Origin of the sequence: Streptomyces sp. NBC_00986, assembly GCF_045162565.1 — a bacterium.
In the GTDB taxonomy this organism is placed as follows: Bacteria; Actinomycetota; Actinomycetes; order Streptomycetales; family Streptomycetaceae; genus Streptomyces.
Genome location: NZ_CP108733.1, coordinates 4,012,401 through 4,027,472, shown reverse-complemented (window position 1 = coordinate 4,027,472; position 15,072 = coordinate 4,012,401). Strand labels below are relative to the sequence as shown.

Sequence of the window (15,072 nt, the reverse complement as noted above, 5' to 3'; positions counted from 1 at the left end):
GGCGTTTCCGTGTAGTTGGGGCTCACGCCTCCGCCTTCTGCGGCTCCGCCGCCACCGGCTCGGGTGTCTTCACCTCGATGCCCCGCAGGGTCCTCGCCGCCGCGAACGCCGCCCCCAGCAGCAGCACCGCCCCGGCGATCGCCGCACCGCGCATGCCGTCGGTGAAGGCCTGGCGGGCTGTCGCGATCAGGGCGTCTCCCGTGCGCCCCGGCAACTGACGGGCTACGGCCAGGGCGCCGCCGAGGGTTTCGCGGGCCGGGGCGGGGGCCGAGGCGGGGATGCCGTGGCGGTAGATCGCCGTACCGATGGAGCCCAGGACCGCCATGCCCAGCGCGCCGCCGAACTCGGCGCCCGTCTCCATCAGGGAGGACGCGACGCCCGCCTTCTCCACCGGGGCGCTGCCCATCGCGAGGTCCATGATCTGGGACATCACCATGACGATCCCGGAGGCGAGGACCCCGGCGGCGGCCAGGACCAGCCAGAGGGAGTCGGTGCCGGCCAGGGCGAGCATGCCGTAGCCACAGGCCGCGATCGCGAAGCCCGACGCGACTACGTAGGCGCGGTCGACTCCCTTCTGGACGAGGGTGGTTGCGAGCGGGGCCGCCAGGCCGATCGGTACCGAGGGGAGCAGCGCCCACAGGGCCGCCTCCATCGCGCTCTTGCCGAGCACCGACTGCAGGTACTGCGTGGTGAAGAAGGCCGAGCCGAGCATCCCGAAGGCGGAGAGGAGGTTGAGGACGACCGAGGGGCCGAAGCCGCGGGCTCGGAAGAGGGCCGGGTCGATCATCGGGGAGGCGGTGGTGCGCTGCCGGTGGACGAAGAGGGCCGCGAAGAGCAGGCCGACGGTGATCGAGACGACGTACTGGACGTGCCAGCCCTCGGAGGGGATCTCCTTGAGGCCGTAGATCACGGGCAGGACGCCGGCCATCGACAGCGGGACGCTCGGCCAGTCGAAGCGGCCGGGGGCGGGGTTCTTGGACTCGGGGAGCAGGAACGGGCCGATCAGGAGCAGCAGTGCCATCGCGGGGAGGTTGACCAGGAAGACCGAGCCCCACCAGAAGTACTGGACGAGGACACCGCTGAGCACCGAGCCGAGGGCGACGCCGGCCGTCATCACGCCGGACCACAGACCGATCGCCTTCGCGCGCTGGCCGGGGTCGGTGAACATCGTGCGCAGCAGCGCCATCGTCGAGGGCATCAGGGTCGCGCCGCCGATGCCGAGGACCGCGCGGGCGGCGATGAGGGTCTCGGCGCTGTTCGCGTAGGCCGCGATGACGGAGGCGGTACCGAAGGCGGCGGCGCCGATCAGGAGGAGCCGGCGGTAGCCGATGCGGTCACCGAGCGAGCCCATCGTCATCAGCAGGCCGGCCAGGACGAAGGCGTAGATGTCGAAGATCCACAGCTGCTGGGTGCCGCTGGGCTCCAGGTCCGCGCTGATCGCCGGGATGGCGAAGTAGAGGACGGAGACGTCCATCGAGACCAGCAGGAGCGGCAGCATCAGGACGCCGAGGGCGGTCCATTCGCGGCGCCCGGCACGGGAGTTGGGGGTGCTCGGGGGGTTCGGTGAGTGCGTCGAGTTCGTCATGACTGCGAATGTACGCGCGTCTTAAACGACTGTCTAGAACGCTTGTATAAGTCATCCGTCTAGGACGGCTGTATGGAATCGGCGGTACGGTGGGAGGCATGGGACACCGTGAGGATCTGCTCGAAGGCGCGAAGCGCTGCCTGTTGGCGAAGGGGTTCGCGCGCACGACGGCGCGCGACATCGTGAAGGAGTCGGGGACGAACCTCGCGTCCATCGGCTACCACTACGGCTCGAAGGACGCCTTGCTCGCGCAGGCCTATATCGCGCTGGTGGAGCACGCGTCCGACGGCTTCGAGGGGGGCGGGGACGAGGGTGCGGAGATCGGCGGCGAGCCCGGTTCGCTGGAGCGGTTCCGGGCGGTGTTCTCGAACATCGTCGCCAGCATGAGCGAGCCCGGTTCGATGTGGGGGCTCGGCATGGAGATCATGACCATGGGCGACAAACTGCCCGAAGTGCGCGACCAGTTGGTCCGGGCCCAGCGTGAAGGCGGGCGGGGCATGGTCGCGTTGATGACGAGCGTGCCCGAGGAGGAGGTCCCGGACGAGACCGCGGACACCCTCGGCGCTCTCTACATGACGCTGATCACCGGGCTCATCGCGCAGTGGACCTTCGACGCGAAGAGCGCGCCGGATGCGGAGCAACTCACCGAGGGGCTGCGCCAGGTGCTGGAGGGTGCTCGGAAGACACCCTGACCCGCCGGTCCCGCAGTGCCGGTGCCACCGCGCCCAGCATCAGCAACGCCGTCAGCACGAAGGCCCACGGGTAACCCGTCAGGCCCGCCGTGATGCCGAAGCCCGCCGCGCCTACGCCCATTCCGCCGTCGTAGGCCAGGTTCCACAGGGCGCTGACCGTGCCGTACGAGGTGGCGGAGACGCGGGTGTACATCAGGGCCAGTGTGGCGTTCTGGGTGATGCCGAAGCCGGCGCCGAAGACGGCGGTGCCCGCAACGACCGCTACCGGGTTGGCGGTTGGGGCGATGACGAGGACCCCCGCCGCCGACAGGAGCAGGCCGGGGAGGACGAGCCGCGCGCTGCCGTGCCGGTCGCCGTGGCGGCCCGCGAGCCAGCGGGTCAGGGTCGAGGCCGCGGTCTGCACGAACAGGGCCGCCGCGACGACTCCTGCCGACGCCGACGGTACGGCCAGCGGCAGGAAGGTCACCACGATGCCGGCGGCGGTGGCGGTGGCCGCGAAGACCAGGGCGGGCCGGAGCAGCGCGCCGGTGCGCAATCCCCGTACGACACCCAGCGGTTGCTCGTTGCGCTCCGCCCGGTCCGGCAGTCCGAGGACGAAGGCGATCGTGGCCAGCGCGGCGACGCCACCGGAGACGGCGACCGGCCCGTAGCCCACGCGCCCGGCCAGCCACAGCCCCAGCGGCAGCGCGACCAGCGACGGCACCCCGGACACCACACCCACCAACGCGAGCCCCTCGCCCCGGCGTTGGTCCGGGATCAGCGACGCGGTGAGGGCTCCGCCCGCGACGATCGTCAGCGCGAAACCGAGCCCGCGGACGAAGCAGACGGCCGCGATCCACGCGGTCTGCCCTGAGACGGTCAGCACCAGTGCCGGTGCGCCGAGCAGGAACAGCCCCGCGATCAGGGTCAGTCGATACCCGAAGCGTGCGACCAGCCGGGGCGTGCCCAACTCCCCGAGCACCGTCGCCAGCATCAACGAACCGGTCGCGAGGCCTGCCGCGCCTCCGCCGCCCCGCTCGGCGGCGTACGCCGGTACGACCGAGAGCAGCAGGAAGAAACTGAGACTGGCCCCGACCATGCCGACGAAGCGGAGGAGTAGGGGGCGGGTGAGGAGCCGCGTGCCTGAAGTGGCTTCGGGGGAACGGGAGTTGGGAGTGATGGGGGTCGGGCAGTCGGGGGGCGGGCCGGTCGTCATGACGTCGACATTAGGGTCCGGCCGGGGCGTCGGTCAGTGCCAATTCCGGGCCGATGGACCGGTCGCTCCGTTGAACAGCCTCCAGTGCCCCTCGGACACGACCTCGACACCACCGTCGGTCACCTTGATCGCGGTCTGGGCGTCGATGGCGTACGCCGGACCCTCTGTCGCGGCGGCCCACCGTTCCGCCTCCGCCATGGTGTTCTCCGGGCAGCCCGGGCTGTCGAGATGCGGGAAGAGGGAGAAACCGACGAGTCCCAGCGCGCTGTCGTCACCGGTGGGCGGCTTCCAGCCGGCGAAGTGCTCGCCGATGTGGGGAGTCAGCGCCATGCTTCCGGCGCTGAGGCCCACGTAGACCGTGTCGCGCAGGGACGGGAGGAGGTCGGCCAGGCCGGACTCGCGCATCCAGTGGCACAGGTACAGCGCGTCGCCGCCGTTCACCAGGAGGGCGTCCGCCTCCCGGGCCCAGGAGACCCAGCGTTCCTTGTCGATGCCGGGCAGTGCGGTGAGTTCCAGTACGCCCACCGACTTCCAGCCCAACTCCGTCATGGGGCTGGGGGATTGACCGCTGATGAAACGCCATGGCCCGCCCGGATCGCCGTACGGGCCCCCGTATCCCGCGGTGGGGATACAGAGCGCGTTCGCCTCGGCGATCGGTTTGCCCAGGAGGTCGACCAGCGCCGCCAGGATGCTCGCGTTCCTGACGCCGGAGTCGGTGAGGAGAAGCTTCATCGGGACTCCCTGCTGATTGCGCAACTACCTTTGCCACCCGTCATGTTGGACCCTCCTCCCACATCACCCACGGCCGTTCGATCACCTCGGCGTAACTCGTGTGCCCGGGACGTTCGCGGAGTGGGCGAATGCCCAAGTCTGGGGCTCTGTCGGGTCGTTGCTCGGGGGTGACGTCGCCGCGCACTCGGTGTCGTGGTCGGGCCGTAGCGTCCAGTTGACGAAACGGAACGTGCGGCGGATCGGGACGGTCACAGGATCTCGCCTCGGCTTCGAGCGTTCGCGCGGGCGGTCTCGGCGCGCAGGCGCTGTTCGGGGGTGGGAGGTCGTACGTCCTCGGGGGGCACCGTCCATTCCGTCCCGCCGGTTACGCGGCGCAGGGACCACGCGCCGCACCACTCGCCGCGGAACTCCCCGATCCGGCCCTGCGCGTCCACAACGAGGGTGCCGACAGGCGGAATTGGCGGATTCGGTGAAGTTGGCGGAGGGGGCTCGGATCTCACGGGTACGTTCTCGCCAGGCACGGTCGCTCCTCTCCGTAGTGCTTCCACTACTCAGGGGGTTCAGCGTGACCGTCGGCAGGGAACCCTTCAACTTGTCGGACGGGAACGAAAGGTTGGTGAAAGACCCTTGAACCGAAGGGAATTGGATCCCGACAGCTCACCCCAGGCAGCGTTCGGCGCGCGTCTGCGCAGGGCACGGGAGGAACGCGGCTGGACGCAGGAGAAGTTGGCCGAGGAGATGGGGTACTCCAGTACGCACATCTCGTCGGTCGAAGTCGGGCGCAAACTTCCTACCTTGCGTCTCGCGCGGAGCGCCGACGCCGCGTTGGACACCGGCGACATGTTCGAACGCGCCTGGCGCAAGGTGCGGCATGCCGGACTCCTCGAAGGGTTCCCGCAGTTCATCGACCACGAGGCGCAGGCGGCGGAGATCCGGCTGTACGAGGTCGGTGTCGTCCCCGGTCTGCTTCAGACCCCGGACTACGCCGCCGTCCTCGCGCAGGGCGCCGTCAGGCGCGGAGCCATCACGGACGACCAGGCCGAGGAACGCGTCACGCTCGTCGCGGAACGGCAGGCCACGCTGGTGAGGACGCCCGCGCCGTTGGTCTTCGTTGTGCTGGACGAGAGCTGTCTGTGTCGGCCGGTCGGCGAACCCGCTGTCATGAACGCCCAGTTGGACCGGTTGCTTGAGTTCGCCGAGCTGCCGAACACCGTGCTCCAAATCGCTCCGTTCGCCATGGGCGAGCGGCGGCCGTTCACCCTGCCGGTGTCGCTGCTGACGCTGCCGGACCGCTCGCTGGTGTCCTATGCCGAGTCCGCCCACCGGGGCCATCTCGAACGGGAAAGCGTGTTCGTACTGCCGATCCTCACGGCCTACCATCAACTACAGGCCCAGGCCTGCTCACAGGCCGAATCCGTGGCCATGATCAGCCAGTTACGAAAGGGCACCCCGTGACGACCGAAACCCCACAGTGGTTCACCTCTTCTTACAGCGAGAACGGCGGCCAGTGCATCGAGGTCGCCACGAACCTCGTCGCCTCGCGTGGTGTGGTCCCCGTCCGCGACTCAAAGAACCCTGGCGGTCCGGTTCTTGACCTTCCGGCCGGTGCTTTCGCTTCCTTCGTGACGAGCGTGAAGGCTGCCGACGCCCGCCGCTGAGGACCCTCTCCGTGGAAGTGTGACACTTTGCCGGAAAGTGTCACACTTCTGCACCCTACCTACCCACCCGGAGGGCGATGTCAGTGCCGCCTGCCACAGTGCGGCCGTGGACGACGAGACCTTCTGGAACCTGATCGGGACCGGAGATCGTGCGGTTTCAGATATGCCTGGGTCGGGTGCTGAACCCCACGTTCACCTGGGAGTTGTGGGCTGCGGCGGACCGGATCATGGGCTGGTGTTCCGACGACGTCTTCTTCTACTTCCAGCTCTGGCCGGTCGGGTTGGGGCGGGAGAACTGGGACGAAGAGGAGTGGCTCGCGTGGGAGGAGTTGGACTACGCGGCGCTGCGGGCCTTCACGCGGGTGACGGGTCGGAGTGAGTGCGACTTCTACGATGCCGTCGATGCTCAACGGGGCGAGGACTCCGGGTCGTTGGACCCTGCCGGTGAGCGGTGGGACGCGCGTGACGACGCGGAGGCGGAGCGGCGGCTGCCCCGGCTCAGCGGGATGTTCCCCGTGTCGTAGGGCAACTCCGCGACGGGACGGCGTAGGAGACGTGACGCCTATACCTCCGCACGCCCCTACGGCGCCCCCACTTGCGACCGCGTGCACGCCCCCCTCCTCCGCCGGGGGCGTACCCCGTCACCCGCACGGGCGGCATCAACTCCGTTCACCCGTATGGCCGCTGCGGGTGGTTCCGGGGCTCCTCCATGATCGCCGTGCAAGCAGGCACCGCACGGAGCGAGGAGCAGGCAGTGAACGTACGGAAGAAGATCAGCATGCTGGCCATGGCGGGCGCGCTGGCGCTGGGGATGGCCTCGGCGCAGTCGCCGGCGAGTGCGGCCTCGGGTGCCACCACGGTGAAGTCCGCGCGGGCCGAGTGCGGTGTGCGTTCCGACGCCCGGCTGTACTGCGGCAACAAGGCCGGCGCGAAGGGGTACGCGGACCGGTCCTATCGTTCCGCGACCCGGGGGCAGTTGAACGGGACCTTCAGCTGGTTCCAGTGCTGGGGCCACGGCGACCCGCACCCCGGCGGCAACGACATCTGGTACTGGACCCAGCTCGACAACGGCGCCTGGGGCAACGTTCCCGCGGTCGACGTCTCGACCGGTCAGGACCCGGCACCCGGTCTGCGACAGTGCTGAAGTCGCCTGCTCAGGGGGCTGGTTCCGAGGTGCCGATGACGTAGTGGATCGCGGACGCGGCGTCGACGGCGATGCGTGTGGGGCGGAACGCCGGCTCGGTCCACGGGCGGCCGTTCGACACCCAGATACTGCGCACGTCGATGGCCGCCGCTCCCCGGATGTCGGCGTGCGCCGAGTCGCCGACGACCCAGGACGAGCGGAGAGAGCCCCCGACCCTGGCCGCCGCCGCGTGGAAGATCTCCGGGGCGGGCTTCTTGTGGCCGGTCGACTCGGAGATCACCCAGCCGTGGACGATCGCGTCGAGCCCGGTTCTCCGGATCTTCAACTCCTGTTGTGAGACACGGCCGTTGGTGACGATCACGCACGTCCAGCCCGCGGCGACGGCCTTCGCGAGGGCGTCGCGCGTGGGCTCGCCCAGGGTGACGCGGTCGGCGGCGCCCCGGTCGAGGAAGGTCCGTACGGCATCGCCGGTGACCGTCCCGCCGTAGCGCTCGATCATGGCCTCGGCGACGGTCTGCCTCGGCGTGTAGCCGCTCGCGTCGACCGACATCAGCCAGGCGAGGTCGTCCGGCGGCAGACCGTGCGCGGCCAGGAAGCGGGCGACCGCCTCCCGGAACGCGGCGTCACGGTCGACCAGGGTGTTGTCCAGATCGAGCATCAGCAGCGGCATGCCGAGCAGTAGATCACCGGGTGTCCGTCACCGCAGCCGCGCCCTCTTCAACGCCATGTGGAGAAGCAGCCGGTCCTCCCCGTCGTCCAGGTCCAGGCCCGTCAACTGCTCCACCCGCGACAGCCGGTAGTACAGCGTCTGCCGGTGGATCCCCAACTCGGCCGCCGCGCGCCCCGCTTGGCCCGCGCAGTCGAGGTAGACCTCGGCGGTGCGGGCGAGTTCGTGGTGGGTGGGGGAAAGGAGGGGCACTACGGCGGGGTCGTGGGGGGACTCCGGGGAGAGGGAGGTCAGGAGGCGGTACGGGCCGATGTGGGACCAGGTGGTCACCGGGGCGAAGCGGGGTTCCGCGAGGGCCGCGCGGCACGCCGCAGTGGCTTCCTGCCAGGCGGTGCCCAGGTCGGTGAGGCCGATGCGGGGGGTGCCGATACCGGCGACGGGGGTGGTCTCGCGCGGCGGTCGTGAGGCGCTGCTCGTGGGGGGAGTCCGGCCGTCTGTCGGTGGTCGTGAGGTGGTGTTCGCAGTGGGCGTGCTTCCGGCGGAAGACGGTTGCGAAGTGCCGCCGGCCCCCGTGATCCGGCCGTTTGCGGGGGGCCGTGAAGCCTCCCTCGCCCCGGACCCTCGCGTATTCCCCGGCACCTGGGCCGCCGTGCTTGCCCCGGGTCCCCGCGTATTCCCCGGCACCTGGGCCGCCGTGCTTGCCCCGGGTCCCCGCGTATTCCCCGGCACCTGGGCCGCCGTGCTTGCCCCGGGTCCCCGCGTATTCCCCGGCACCTGGGCCGCCGTGCTTGCCCCGGGTCCCCGCGTATTCCCCGGCACCTGCGCCGTCGCACTCACTCCGGGCCCCCGCACATCCCCCAACACCCGCGCCGCCGCGGTCGCCGCCGGGGTCCCCACGTCCGTCGACCGCAGCCGTACCAGCACCGCCAGGCACTGCTCCTCCGCCGCACCCCACGGCACCGTGCACAGCGCCGTCGCGTGCGGGACCGTACGGGCCGACGGGGCGTCGTCCGGGTCGGCGGACGGCCAGGGGGCGACGCAGACCACCGCGTGCGGGCCGTCGCCGCGCGGGCCGAGGGCCGTGCGGAGGGCGGCGACCGCCATGTCCCGCTGCCAGCCGCGGTCGGCGGTGAGGACCGCGCGGAGCTCGCGGGTCAGGTCCGCGCCCGCCTGCGCCTCGTCCGCGAGGAGCGCGCCGATCCGGGCCGCGACCTTCATCGCCGCGTCCAGCTGCGGAGCGGACGGGCCGGGATCGTCGTCGTCCAGGAGCCAGACGTAGCCGAGGACGACACCCCGATGGCGTACGGGGAGGCAGATACGGCCGCGGTAGACGCCCGCCTCGGGGGTCGGCGGAATGCGGACCGGGCCGGTCGCCCGCGTGATGCCGAAGCCCTCGAACCACGTGCGGATCGCCGCCGTGGAGCGCCGGGTCAGGATCGAGCGGGTGCGGACCGGGTCCAGCGCGGACGGGTCCAGGTCGCCCTCACCGTCGTAGGCCCCGAAGGCGATCAGCTCGAAGTCGCGGTTCTCCAGGGTCGCGGGGGCGCCGAGGAGCTCCGAGATCTCGTCCACGAGCTCCTGGTAGTCGCCGCTGGAATCGGATGTCACCCGGGCATTCTCCCGCATTCCTGCCGGGTCTTCATACATCTGTCTGAGATCTGCGGCACGGATGCGTGACAGCTGTCGATGGCCGACGATCGGAGAGATCCCTAGGTTTCACGGTGGTCCTGTCTGCTGGTTCTGTGGAGGTGCCCCGTGCTGGGTCCCGTGATTCTCGCCGCCTCGCGCAGCGATCAGATGCGTCGGCTGATCTCGGCGGCGCCGGTGACCAAGCAGGTCGTCGACCGCTTCATCCCCGGTGAGACCGTGGACGAGATCGTGCCGATCGTCCAGGACCTCACCGCCAAGGGTCTTGAGCTGACGATGGACGTCGTCGGCGAGGACATCACCACCCCCGAGCAGGCCGCCGCCGCCCGCGACGCGTATCTCCAACTCGTCGACAGGCTCAAGGAGTTGGAGCTGGGCACCCGGGCCGAGATGTCCATCAAGCTGTCCATGTTCGGGCAGGCGCTGGACGGCGGTCACGAACTCGCCCTCGCGAACGTCCGGCCCGTCGTCGAGGCCGCCGCCGCCATCGGGACGACCGTCACGCTCGACGCCGAGGACCACACCACCCTCGACTCGATGTTCGCGATCCACGAGGAACTGCGGAAGGACTTCCCGCAGACCGGCTGCGTCATCCAGGCCTACCTCTTCCGCACCGAGTCCGACGCCCGCCGCCTCGCCGAGGCCGGCAGTCGCGTACGGCTCGTGAAGGGCGCGTACAAGGAGCCCGCCGAGGTCGCCTACCAGCAGAAGCACGAGATCGACAAGGCGTACGTCCGGATCCTGCGCATCCTGATGGAGGGCGAGGGGTACCCGATGATCGGCTCCCACGACCCGCGCCTCATCTCCATCGGACAGGAACTCGCCCGGCGGGCGGGCCGCAAGCTCGACGAGTACGAGTTCCAGATGCTGTACGGGATCAGGAGCGACGAGCACCTGCGGCTCGCCGCCGAAGGCCACCGCATGCGCGTCTACACCGCCTACGGCACCGACTGGTACGGATACTTCATGCGGCGCCTCGCCGAGAAGCCGGCCAACCTCCTCTTCTTCGCGCGATCCACCCTCACCAAGGGCTGACCCCAACACCCGCTCACGTACAAGGAGTTACGGATCTCATGGACGCTGTGACCCAGGTCCCCACCCCCGTCAACGAGCCGGTGCACGGCTACGCGCCCGGTTCTCCCGAGCGTGCCCGTCTGGAGGTCAAGCTCAAGGAGCTGGCCGAGAACCCGATCGACCTGCCGATGACCATCGGCGGCGAGAAGCGGCTGGGCGGCGGCGAGCGCGTGGACGTCGTGCAGCCGCACAACCACAAGGCGCGCATCGGCACGTACGCCAACGCCACCCAGGACGACGCCCAGGACGCGATCGACGCGGCCCTCGCCGCCGCGCCCGCCTGGCGCGCGATGTCCTTCGACGACCGCGCCGCGATCATCCTGCGCGCGGCCGAACTGCTCTCCGGTCCGTGGCGCGAGACCCTCGCCGCGTCCACCATGCTCGGTCAGTCCAAGACCGCCCAGCAGGCCGAGATCGACTGCCCCTGCGAGCTCGTCGACTTCTGGCGCTTCAACGTCAAGTACGCCCGCGACCTGCTCGCCGAGCAGCCCCCGGCGAACTCCACGGGCGTCTGGAACCGCCTCGACCACCGCCCGCTCGAAGGCTTCGTCTACGCGATCACGCCCTTCAACTTCACCGCGATCGCGGGCAACTTGCCGACGGCCCCTGCACTCATGGGCAACGTCGTCGTCTGGAAGCCGTCGCCGACGCAGACCCACTCCGCCGTGCTGCTCATGCAGTTGCTGGAGGAGGCGGGTCTCCCCAAGGGCGTCATCAACCTCGTCACCGGTGACGGCATCGAGGTGTCGAAGGTCGCCCTGGAGCACCGCGACCTGGCCGCGATCCACTTCACCGGGTCGACCAAGACCTTCCAGTACCTGTGGAAGACGGTCGGCAACAACATCGAGAAGTACCGCTCGTACCCGCGTCTGGTCGGCGAGACCGGCGGCAAGGACTTTGTCGTCGCCCACCCGAGCGCGGACCGCGCGGTGCTGAAGACGGCGCTGACCCGGGGCTCCTTCGAGTACCAGGGCCAGAAGTGCTCCGCGTCCTCCCGGGCGTACATCCCGGCGTCGATCTGGAACTCCGGTTTCAAGGAGGAATTCGCCACCGAGGTCGACTACTTGACGATGGGTGACGTCACCGACCTGTCGAACTTCATCGGCGCGGTCATCGACGAGCGCTCCTTCGCCAAGAACAAGGCGGCCATCGACCGCGCGAAGGCGGACCCCAACTGCACGATCGTCGCGGGCGGTTCGTACGACGACTCGGTCGGCTACTTCGTCCGCCCGACGGTCGTGGAGTGCAGCGACCCGACCAACGAGGTCTTCACGACGGAGTACTTCGGCCCGTTCCTCGCGGTCCACGTCTACGAGGACGAGAACTACGACGAGATGCTGACCCAGATGGAGTCGGTGTCCGACTACGCCCTCACCGGCTCGGTCATCTCCAACGACCGTGCGGCGGCGGCCCACACGATGGAGAAGCTCCGCTACACGGCCGGCAACTTCTACATCAACGACAAGTCGACCGGCGCGGTCGTCGGCCAGCAGCCCTTCGGCGGCGGCCGCTCCTCCGGCACCAACGACAAGGCCGGCGCCCCGCAGAACCTGATGCGCTGGACGCTGACCCGCGCGATCAAGGAGACCCTGGTGGCTCCGACGGACTACACGTACCCGCACATGGGCTGACGCCGTAGCCGACTGAACTCCCGCCTCTGTCCCCGGTTTTCGAACCGGGGACAGAGGCGGTTCCACGCTGCTAATCTGGCTGAGCGCCAGTAGGCGGGCGTGTTCCCACATCTCGGGGTCCCGGCAAACCCCCGAGAGGAGCGAAGGGCTCTCACGAACCCACCTGCGAGCAAGGGCAGTTGTCAGGATGTACGCATCGCCTCAGTGGCCGCGCCGGGCAGGGTCACAGGGGGACGTATGTCCAAGAAGCAGAGCAACCGCCAACGCGCCGCTTACGCGTGCAACCAGGCTACGGGCGTGGACTACAACCGTTGTCTTGACTGGGCGAGGGTCGGCGGCATTTCACGACATCAACCGGTACCAGACGCGCGCACCCCAGCGCAGCGGCGCTTCGAGGCCCTGCTTGCGCACACGCTGACCGAGCCGCTGCGAGACAGCCAACTCGATGGTGCTGTTCTGGGGCTCCAGGGAGTGGAGCCGGATGGTGAACAGCCCACGCTCGATCTGCACCCGGTCATGGCGAATCGGATCGTGGCCGAGCTGCTACCCCGCTTCGATGCGCCTTTCGGCGGGATCCGCGGTGTTCCCGGACTGCGCCTCGAACGCGCAGGCGGGGGCTGGTTGTTGGTGGACCTGAGCAGCTCGGCCGCGGTCAGCCTCCGGCACGAGGATGCCGACTGGCAGCCGCCGCTTCCCGGCCGGGAACGCGGGCTGACCGCCATCTGGCGAGATGCGCCGACCCGGCTCTCGGACATCGAGCGCCGGGACCTTGCGGAGTGGGACGAGGGCCGCAGTGGCTGGCCCCGGCCCGATGCCCGCGACCTGCTCTTCAGCCGCGTGCTGCGCAGGCCCCTGCTGGTCAACGCGGCGGGGAGCTCGCACGGCTGGGTCAACACCTACAACCACTACACCTACGACATCGTCTTCGAGTGGTGCTGCGGTGTGCCCGCCGTCGATGTTGCCGCGGAGCTGCGCGACAGCGGTATGACTGCTCCTGCGGACGGCGTGGACGTCCGGCCCTCCTCCGACATGGAACCGCACCCGGAACGGATCGACATGGGTGACGCCTCCATTGTCCTGAGGTGCCTCGACGCCCGCTGGTGCCAGAAAGGTGCGGAGAAGATCGCTACCGGGATCCGCAGGCGGTACCAGTGATGTCCGAGGAAATGATGAGTTTGCTGGTGCTGTTGCTGGGCTTTCTGCTGGCCTTGGCGAAGGTGGTTCGGGACGTTCTGATTGTGCGCCAGCTGCGGGCTGCCCTCGTTGACTGCACTCCTGACGAACGTGTGCGGGTATGCCTTCAGTTGGCTCAGGCCCTGCAGCAATCCTCCTGGCATGTACCGGGGCTCTGGGGACGCGGAGCCATCGGATCAGGACAGCCGCCAGGTGAGGAGGTCGTCCATCAGTGAGGCGATCGGGGGGCGCGTGTTTCTCCAGGGCGAAGCGGCCCATGGGGAGCAGACGGATCTCGGCCTGGGGCAGGTCGCGTAACCCTGACCCGCCCCATAAACGAGACCCTGGTCGCGCCGACGGACTACACGTACCCGCACATGGCTGACACGCATGATGCCCGCAGCGGGCAGACTCCCCGTCATGACTCCTACTCGTACGGACGACGAGACGGTGACGGCGGACGACGGAGTACGGCTGTGGGCCTCCCGGTCCGGGTCCGGTCCTGGCGCACCCCTGGTGCTCTGCCACGGCGGGCCCGGCCTGTGGGACATGTTCGACGATGTGGCCGGGATGCTCAACGACCGGGCCACGGTGGTCCGTTGGGACCAGCGCTGCTGCGGGCGATCCGAGCCGTGCGCGGGTCCGTGGACCACCGCCCGGTTCGTGACCGATCTCGACGCTGTACGACGGCACTTCGCGCTGGAGCGGATCGTGCTGCTCGGCCACTCCTGGGGCGCGTCGCTCGCCCTCAACTACGCGCTCGCCCACCCGGAACGGGTCGCCGCGCTCATCTACGTCAGCGGCACCGGCATCGGACCGGACGCCGACTGGCACGACGCCTACGAGGCGAACCTCCTCGCCCGCCTCAGCGAAGACCCCCAACGGCTCGCCCGCTGGCGGGAGTTGCCGGACGCGAGCCGCGAACGGGCCGTACTCCAGTGGTCCACCGAGTTCGTGGACCTGGAGCAGGCGATCCGGCACGCCGAGGCGATGACTGACCCCTGGTTCCCCATCAACTTCCCCTGCAACAAAGCCCTGAACGCCGAAGCGAAGCACACCGCCGGCGCCCCCGCCCTCCGCTCCGCCTGCCAGGCGCTGGACTTGCCCGTGGTCGTCGTGGACGGGGACATGGACATCCGGCCCCGCTCGGCGGTCGACTCGCTCGTGCGGGCGTTGCCGCAGGTGCGGCGGGTGAGGCTGGCGAACGCCGGGCATCTGCCGTGGGTCGAGGATCCGTACGGATTTCGCGATGCGGTGATGATGGCGATGACGGCAGCGCTCTGAGCCCTCGTCTCCGATACTGACCCCGTGACCATCCGTATGCGCACCGTCCACACGGCCGACCTCACCCCGGCCGACCTCCGTGCCGCCCGCGAACTGCTGGACGCGGCCTTCGGCGGCGATCTCACCGACCAGGACTGGGAGCACGGCCTCGGCGGCGTCCACGCCCTGCTCGCCGACGACACCGGGCTCGTCGCGCACGGCTCGGTCGTCATGCGCCGGGTGCGGTATCGCGGGCGGTGGCTGCGGGTCGGGTACGTGGAGGGGGTGGGCGTACGGCCCGATGCCCGGCGGCGGGGGTACGGCGGGCGCGTCATGGCCGAGTTGGAGCGGATCGTCGATCACGCCTACGACGTCGGGCTGCTCGGCGCCAGTGACGACGGGGCCCGGCTCTACACCGCGCGCGGCTGGCGGCTGTGGGGCGGCAAGATCTCCGCCCTCGGCCCGGACGGGGTCGTCCACCTGCCCGAGGAGGAGGACAGCACGTACGTCCGCCCCGCGCTCGCCGGACCTCTCGACCTCGGCGCCGACCTCCTCTTCGACTGGCGCGACGGGGATGTGCTCTGACAGCCCGGATCGCGAAAGTGCAGGTC

15 protein-coding genes are annotated in these 15,072 nt (G+C 69.8%); 10 read left to right on the top strand and 5 right to left on the bottom strand.

What is annotated here, in order from left to right:
- Positions 1–22: 22 nt before the first annotated feature.
- Positions 23–1,585: an MFS transporter gene (locus OG504_RS17250; RefSeq protein ID WP_405990624.1), complete on the bottom strand. Its 1,563-nt coding sequence runs from the start codon at positions 1,583–1,585 to the stop codon at positions 23–25.
- A gap of 98 nt (positions 1,586–1,683) precedes the next feature.
- On the opposite strand from OG504_RS17250, the gene OG504_RS17245 reads away from it, so the two are divergent.
- Positions 1,684–2,277: a TetR/AcrR family transcriptional regulator gene (locus OG504_RS17245; RefSeq protein WP_405990623.1), complete on the top strand. Its 594-nt coding sequence runs from the start codon at positions 1,684–1,686 to the stop codon at positions 2,275–2,277.
- On the opposite strand, the gene OG504_RS17240 is transcribed toward OG504_RS17245, so the two are convergent.
- Both OG504_RS17240 and OG504_RS17235 read right to left on the bottom strand, forming a co-directional pair.
- Complete coding sequence (locus tag OG504_RS17240) at positions 2,228–3,472, bottom strand: MFS transporter (RefSeq protein WP_405990622.1); 1,245 nt, start codon at positions 3,470–3,472, stop codon at positions 2,228–2,230. The genes OG504_RS17245 and OG504_RS17240 overlap by 50 nt on opposite strands.
- A gap of 33 nt (positions 3,473–3,505) precedes the next feature.
- Positions 3,506–4,204, bottom strand: coding sequence for a Type 1 glutamine amidotransferase-like domain-containing protein (locus OG504_RS17235; protein ID WP_405990621.1), 699 nt, complete (start codon positions 4,202–4,204; stop codon positions 3,506–3,508).
- Positions 4,205–4,831: 627 nt separating this feature from the next.
- Between OG504_RS17235 and OG504_RS17230 the strand changes: the two genes are divergently transcribed.
- The 4 genes from OG504_RS17230 (at position 4,832) to OG504_RS17215 (ending at position 7,006) form a co-directional block, all read left to right on the top strand.
- Positions 4,832–5,659: a Scr1 family TA system antitoxin-like transcriptional regulator gene (locus OG504_RS17230; protein WP_405990620.1), complete on the top strand. Its 828-nt coding sequence runs from the start codon at positions 4,832–4,834 to the stop codon at positions 5,657–5,659.
- Positions 5,656–5,862, top strand: a complete 207-nt coding sequence (locus tag OG504_RS17225; protein WP_405990619.1) for a DUF397 domain-containing protein — start codon at positions 5,656–5,658, stop codon at positions 5,860–5,862. Before OG504_RS17230 ends, OG504_RS17225 begins: the two co-directional genes overlap by 4 nt.
- Before the next feature lie 149 nt (positions 5,863–6,011).
- Complete coding sequence (locus tag OG504_RS17220; RefSeq protein WP_405990618.1) at positions 6,012–6,386, top strand: DUF4240 domain-containing protein; 375 nt, start codon at positions 6,012–6,014, stop codon at positions 6,384–6,386.
- Between the two features lie 230 nt (positions 6,387–6,616).
- A complete protein-coding gene (locus OG504_RS17215) occupies positions 6,617–7,006 on the top strand; it encodes a hypothetical protein (protein WP_405990617.1) in 390 nt (129 codons plus the stop codon).
- A gap of 10 nt (positions 7,007–7,016) precedes the next feature.
- Here OG504_RS17215 and OG504_RS17210 read toward each other — a convergent pair whose 3' ends face one another.
- Positions 7,017–7,676: an HAD family hydrolase gene (locus OG504_RS17210; protein ID WP_405990616.1), complete on the bottom strand. Its 660-nt coding sequence runs from the start codon at positions 7,674–7,676 to the stop codon at positions 7,017–7,019.
- Positions 7,677–7,703: 27 nt separating this feature from the next.
- Positions 7,704–9,299 carry a helix-turn-helix domain-containing protein gene (locus OG504_RS17205; protein ID WP_405990615.1) on the bottom strand — a complete coding sequence of 532 codons (1,596 nt, stop codon included), beginning with the start codon at positions 9,297–9,299 and terminating at the stop codon, positions 7,704–7,706.
- Between the two features lie 129 nt (positions 9,300–9,428).
- On the opposite strand from OG504_RS17205, the gene OG504_RS17200 reads away from it, so the two are divergent.
- The 5 genes from OG504_RS17200 to OG504_RS17180 all read left to right on the top strand — a co-directional run bounded on the left by OG504_RS17200 (position 9,429) and on the right by OG504_RS17180 (position 15,046).
- Positions 9,429–10,355 carry a proline dehydrogenase family protein gene (locus OG504_RS17200; protein ID WP_318019002.1) on the top strand — a complete coding sequence of 309 codons (927 nt, stop codon included), beginning with the start codon at positions 9,429–9,431 and terminating at the stop codon, positions 10,353–10,355.
- A 38-nt stretch (positions 10,356–10,393) separates the two neighbouring features.
- The gene (gene pruA, locus OG504_RS17195) at positions 10,394–12,025 is read left to right on the top strand and encodes an L-glutamate gamma-semialdehyde dehydrogenase (protein WP_405990614.1); all 1,632 of its coding nucleotides are present in this window, start codon (positions 10,394–10,396) and stop codon (positions 12,023–12,025) included.
- Positions 12,026–12,262: 237 nt separating this feature from the next.
- Positions 12,263–13,180 (top strand): hypothetical protein, encoded by a 918-nt coding sequence (locus tag OG504_RS17190; RefSeq protein WP_405990613.1) that lies wholly within the window; start codon positions 12,263–12,265, stop codon positions 13,178–13,180.
- A gap of 438 nt (positions 13,181–13,618) precedes the next feature.
- On the top strand, positions 13,619–14,482 hold the full coding sequence (locus OG504_RS17185; RefSeq protein WP_405990612.1) for an alpha/beta fold hydrolase: 864 nt from the start codon (positions 13,619–13,621) through the stop codon (positions 14,480–14,482).
- A 24-nt stretch (positions 14,483–14,506) separates the two neighbouring features.
- Positions 14,507–15,046, top strand: coding sequence for a GNAT family N-acetyltransferase (locus OG504_RS17180; protein WP_405990611.1), 540 nt, complete (start codon positions 14,507–14,509; stop codon positions 15,044–15,046).
- Positions 15,047–15,072: the final 26 nt, after the last annotated feature.

Bases quoted from the DNA above. Each gene is read 5' to 3' on its own strand.
- OG504_RS17250 (WP_405990624.1), bottom strand. From the start codon at position 1,585: ATGACGAACTCGACGCACTCACCGAACCCCCCGAGCACCCCCAACTCC.
- OG504_RS17245 (WP_405990623.1), top strand. From the start codon at position 1,684: ATGGGACACCGTGAGGATCTGCTCGAAGGCGCGAAGCGCTGCCTGTTG.
- OG504_RS17240 (WP_405990622.1), bottom strand. From the start codon at position 3,472: ATGACGACCGGCCCGCCCCCCGACTGCCCGACCCCCATCACTCCCAAC.
- OG504_RS17235 (WP_405990621.1), bottom strand. From the start codon at position 4,204: ATGAAGCTTCTCCTCACCGACTCCGGCGTCAGGAACGCGAGCATCCTG.
- OG504_RS17210 (WP_405990616.1), bottom strand. From the start codon at position 7,676: ATGCCGCTGCTGATGCTCGATCTGGACAACACCCTGGTCGACCGTGAC.
- OG504_RS17205 (WP_405990615.1), bottom strand. From the start codon at position 9,299: ATGCGGGAGAATGCCCGGGTGACATCCGATTCCAGCGGCGACTACCAG.
- pruA (WP_405990614.1), top strand. From the start codon at position 10,394: ATGGACGCTGTGACCCAGGTCCCCACCCCCGTCAACGAGCCGGTGCAC.
- OG504_RS17190 (WP_405990613.1), top strand. From the start codon at position 12,263: ATGTCCAAGAAGCAGAGCAACCGCCAACGCGCCGCTTACGCGTGCAAC.
- OG504_RS17185 (WP_405990612.1), top strand. From the start codon at position 13,619: ATGACTCCTACTCGTACGGACGACGAGACGGTGACGGCGGACGACGGA.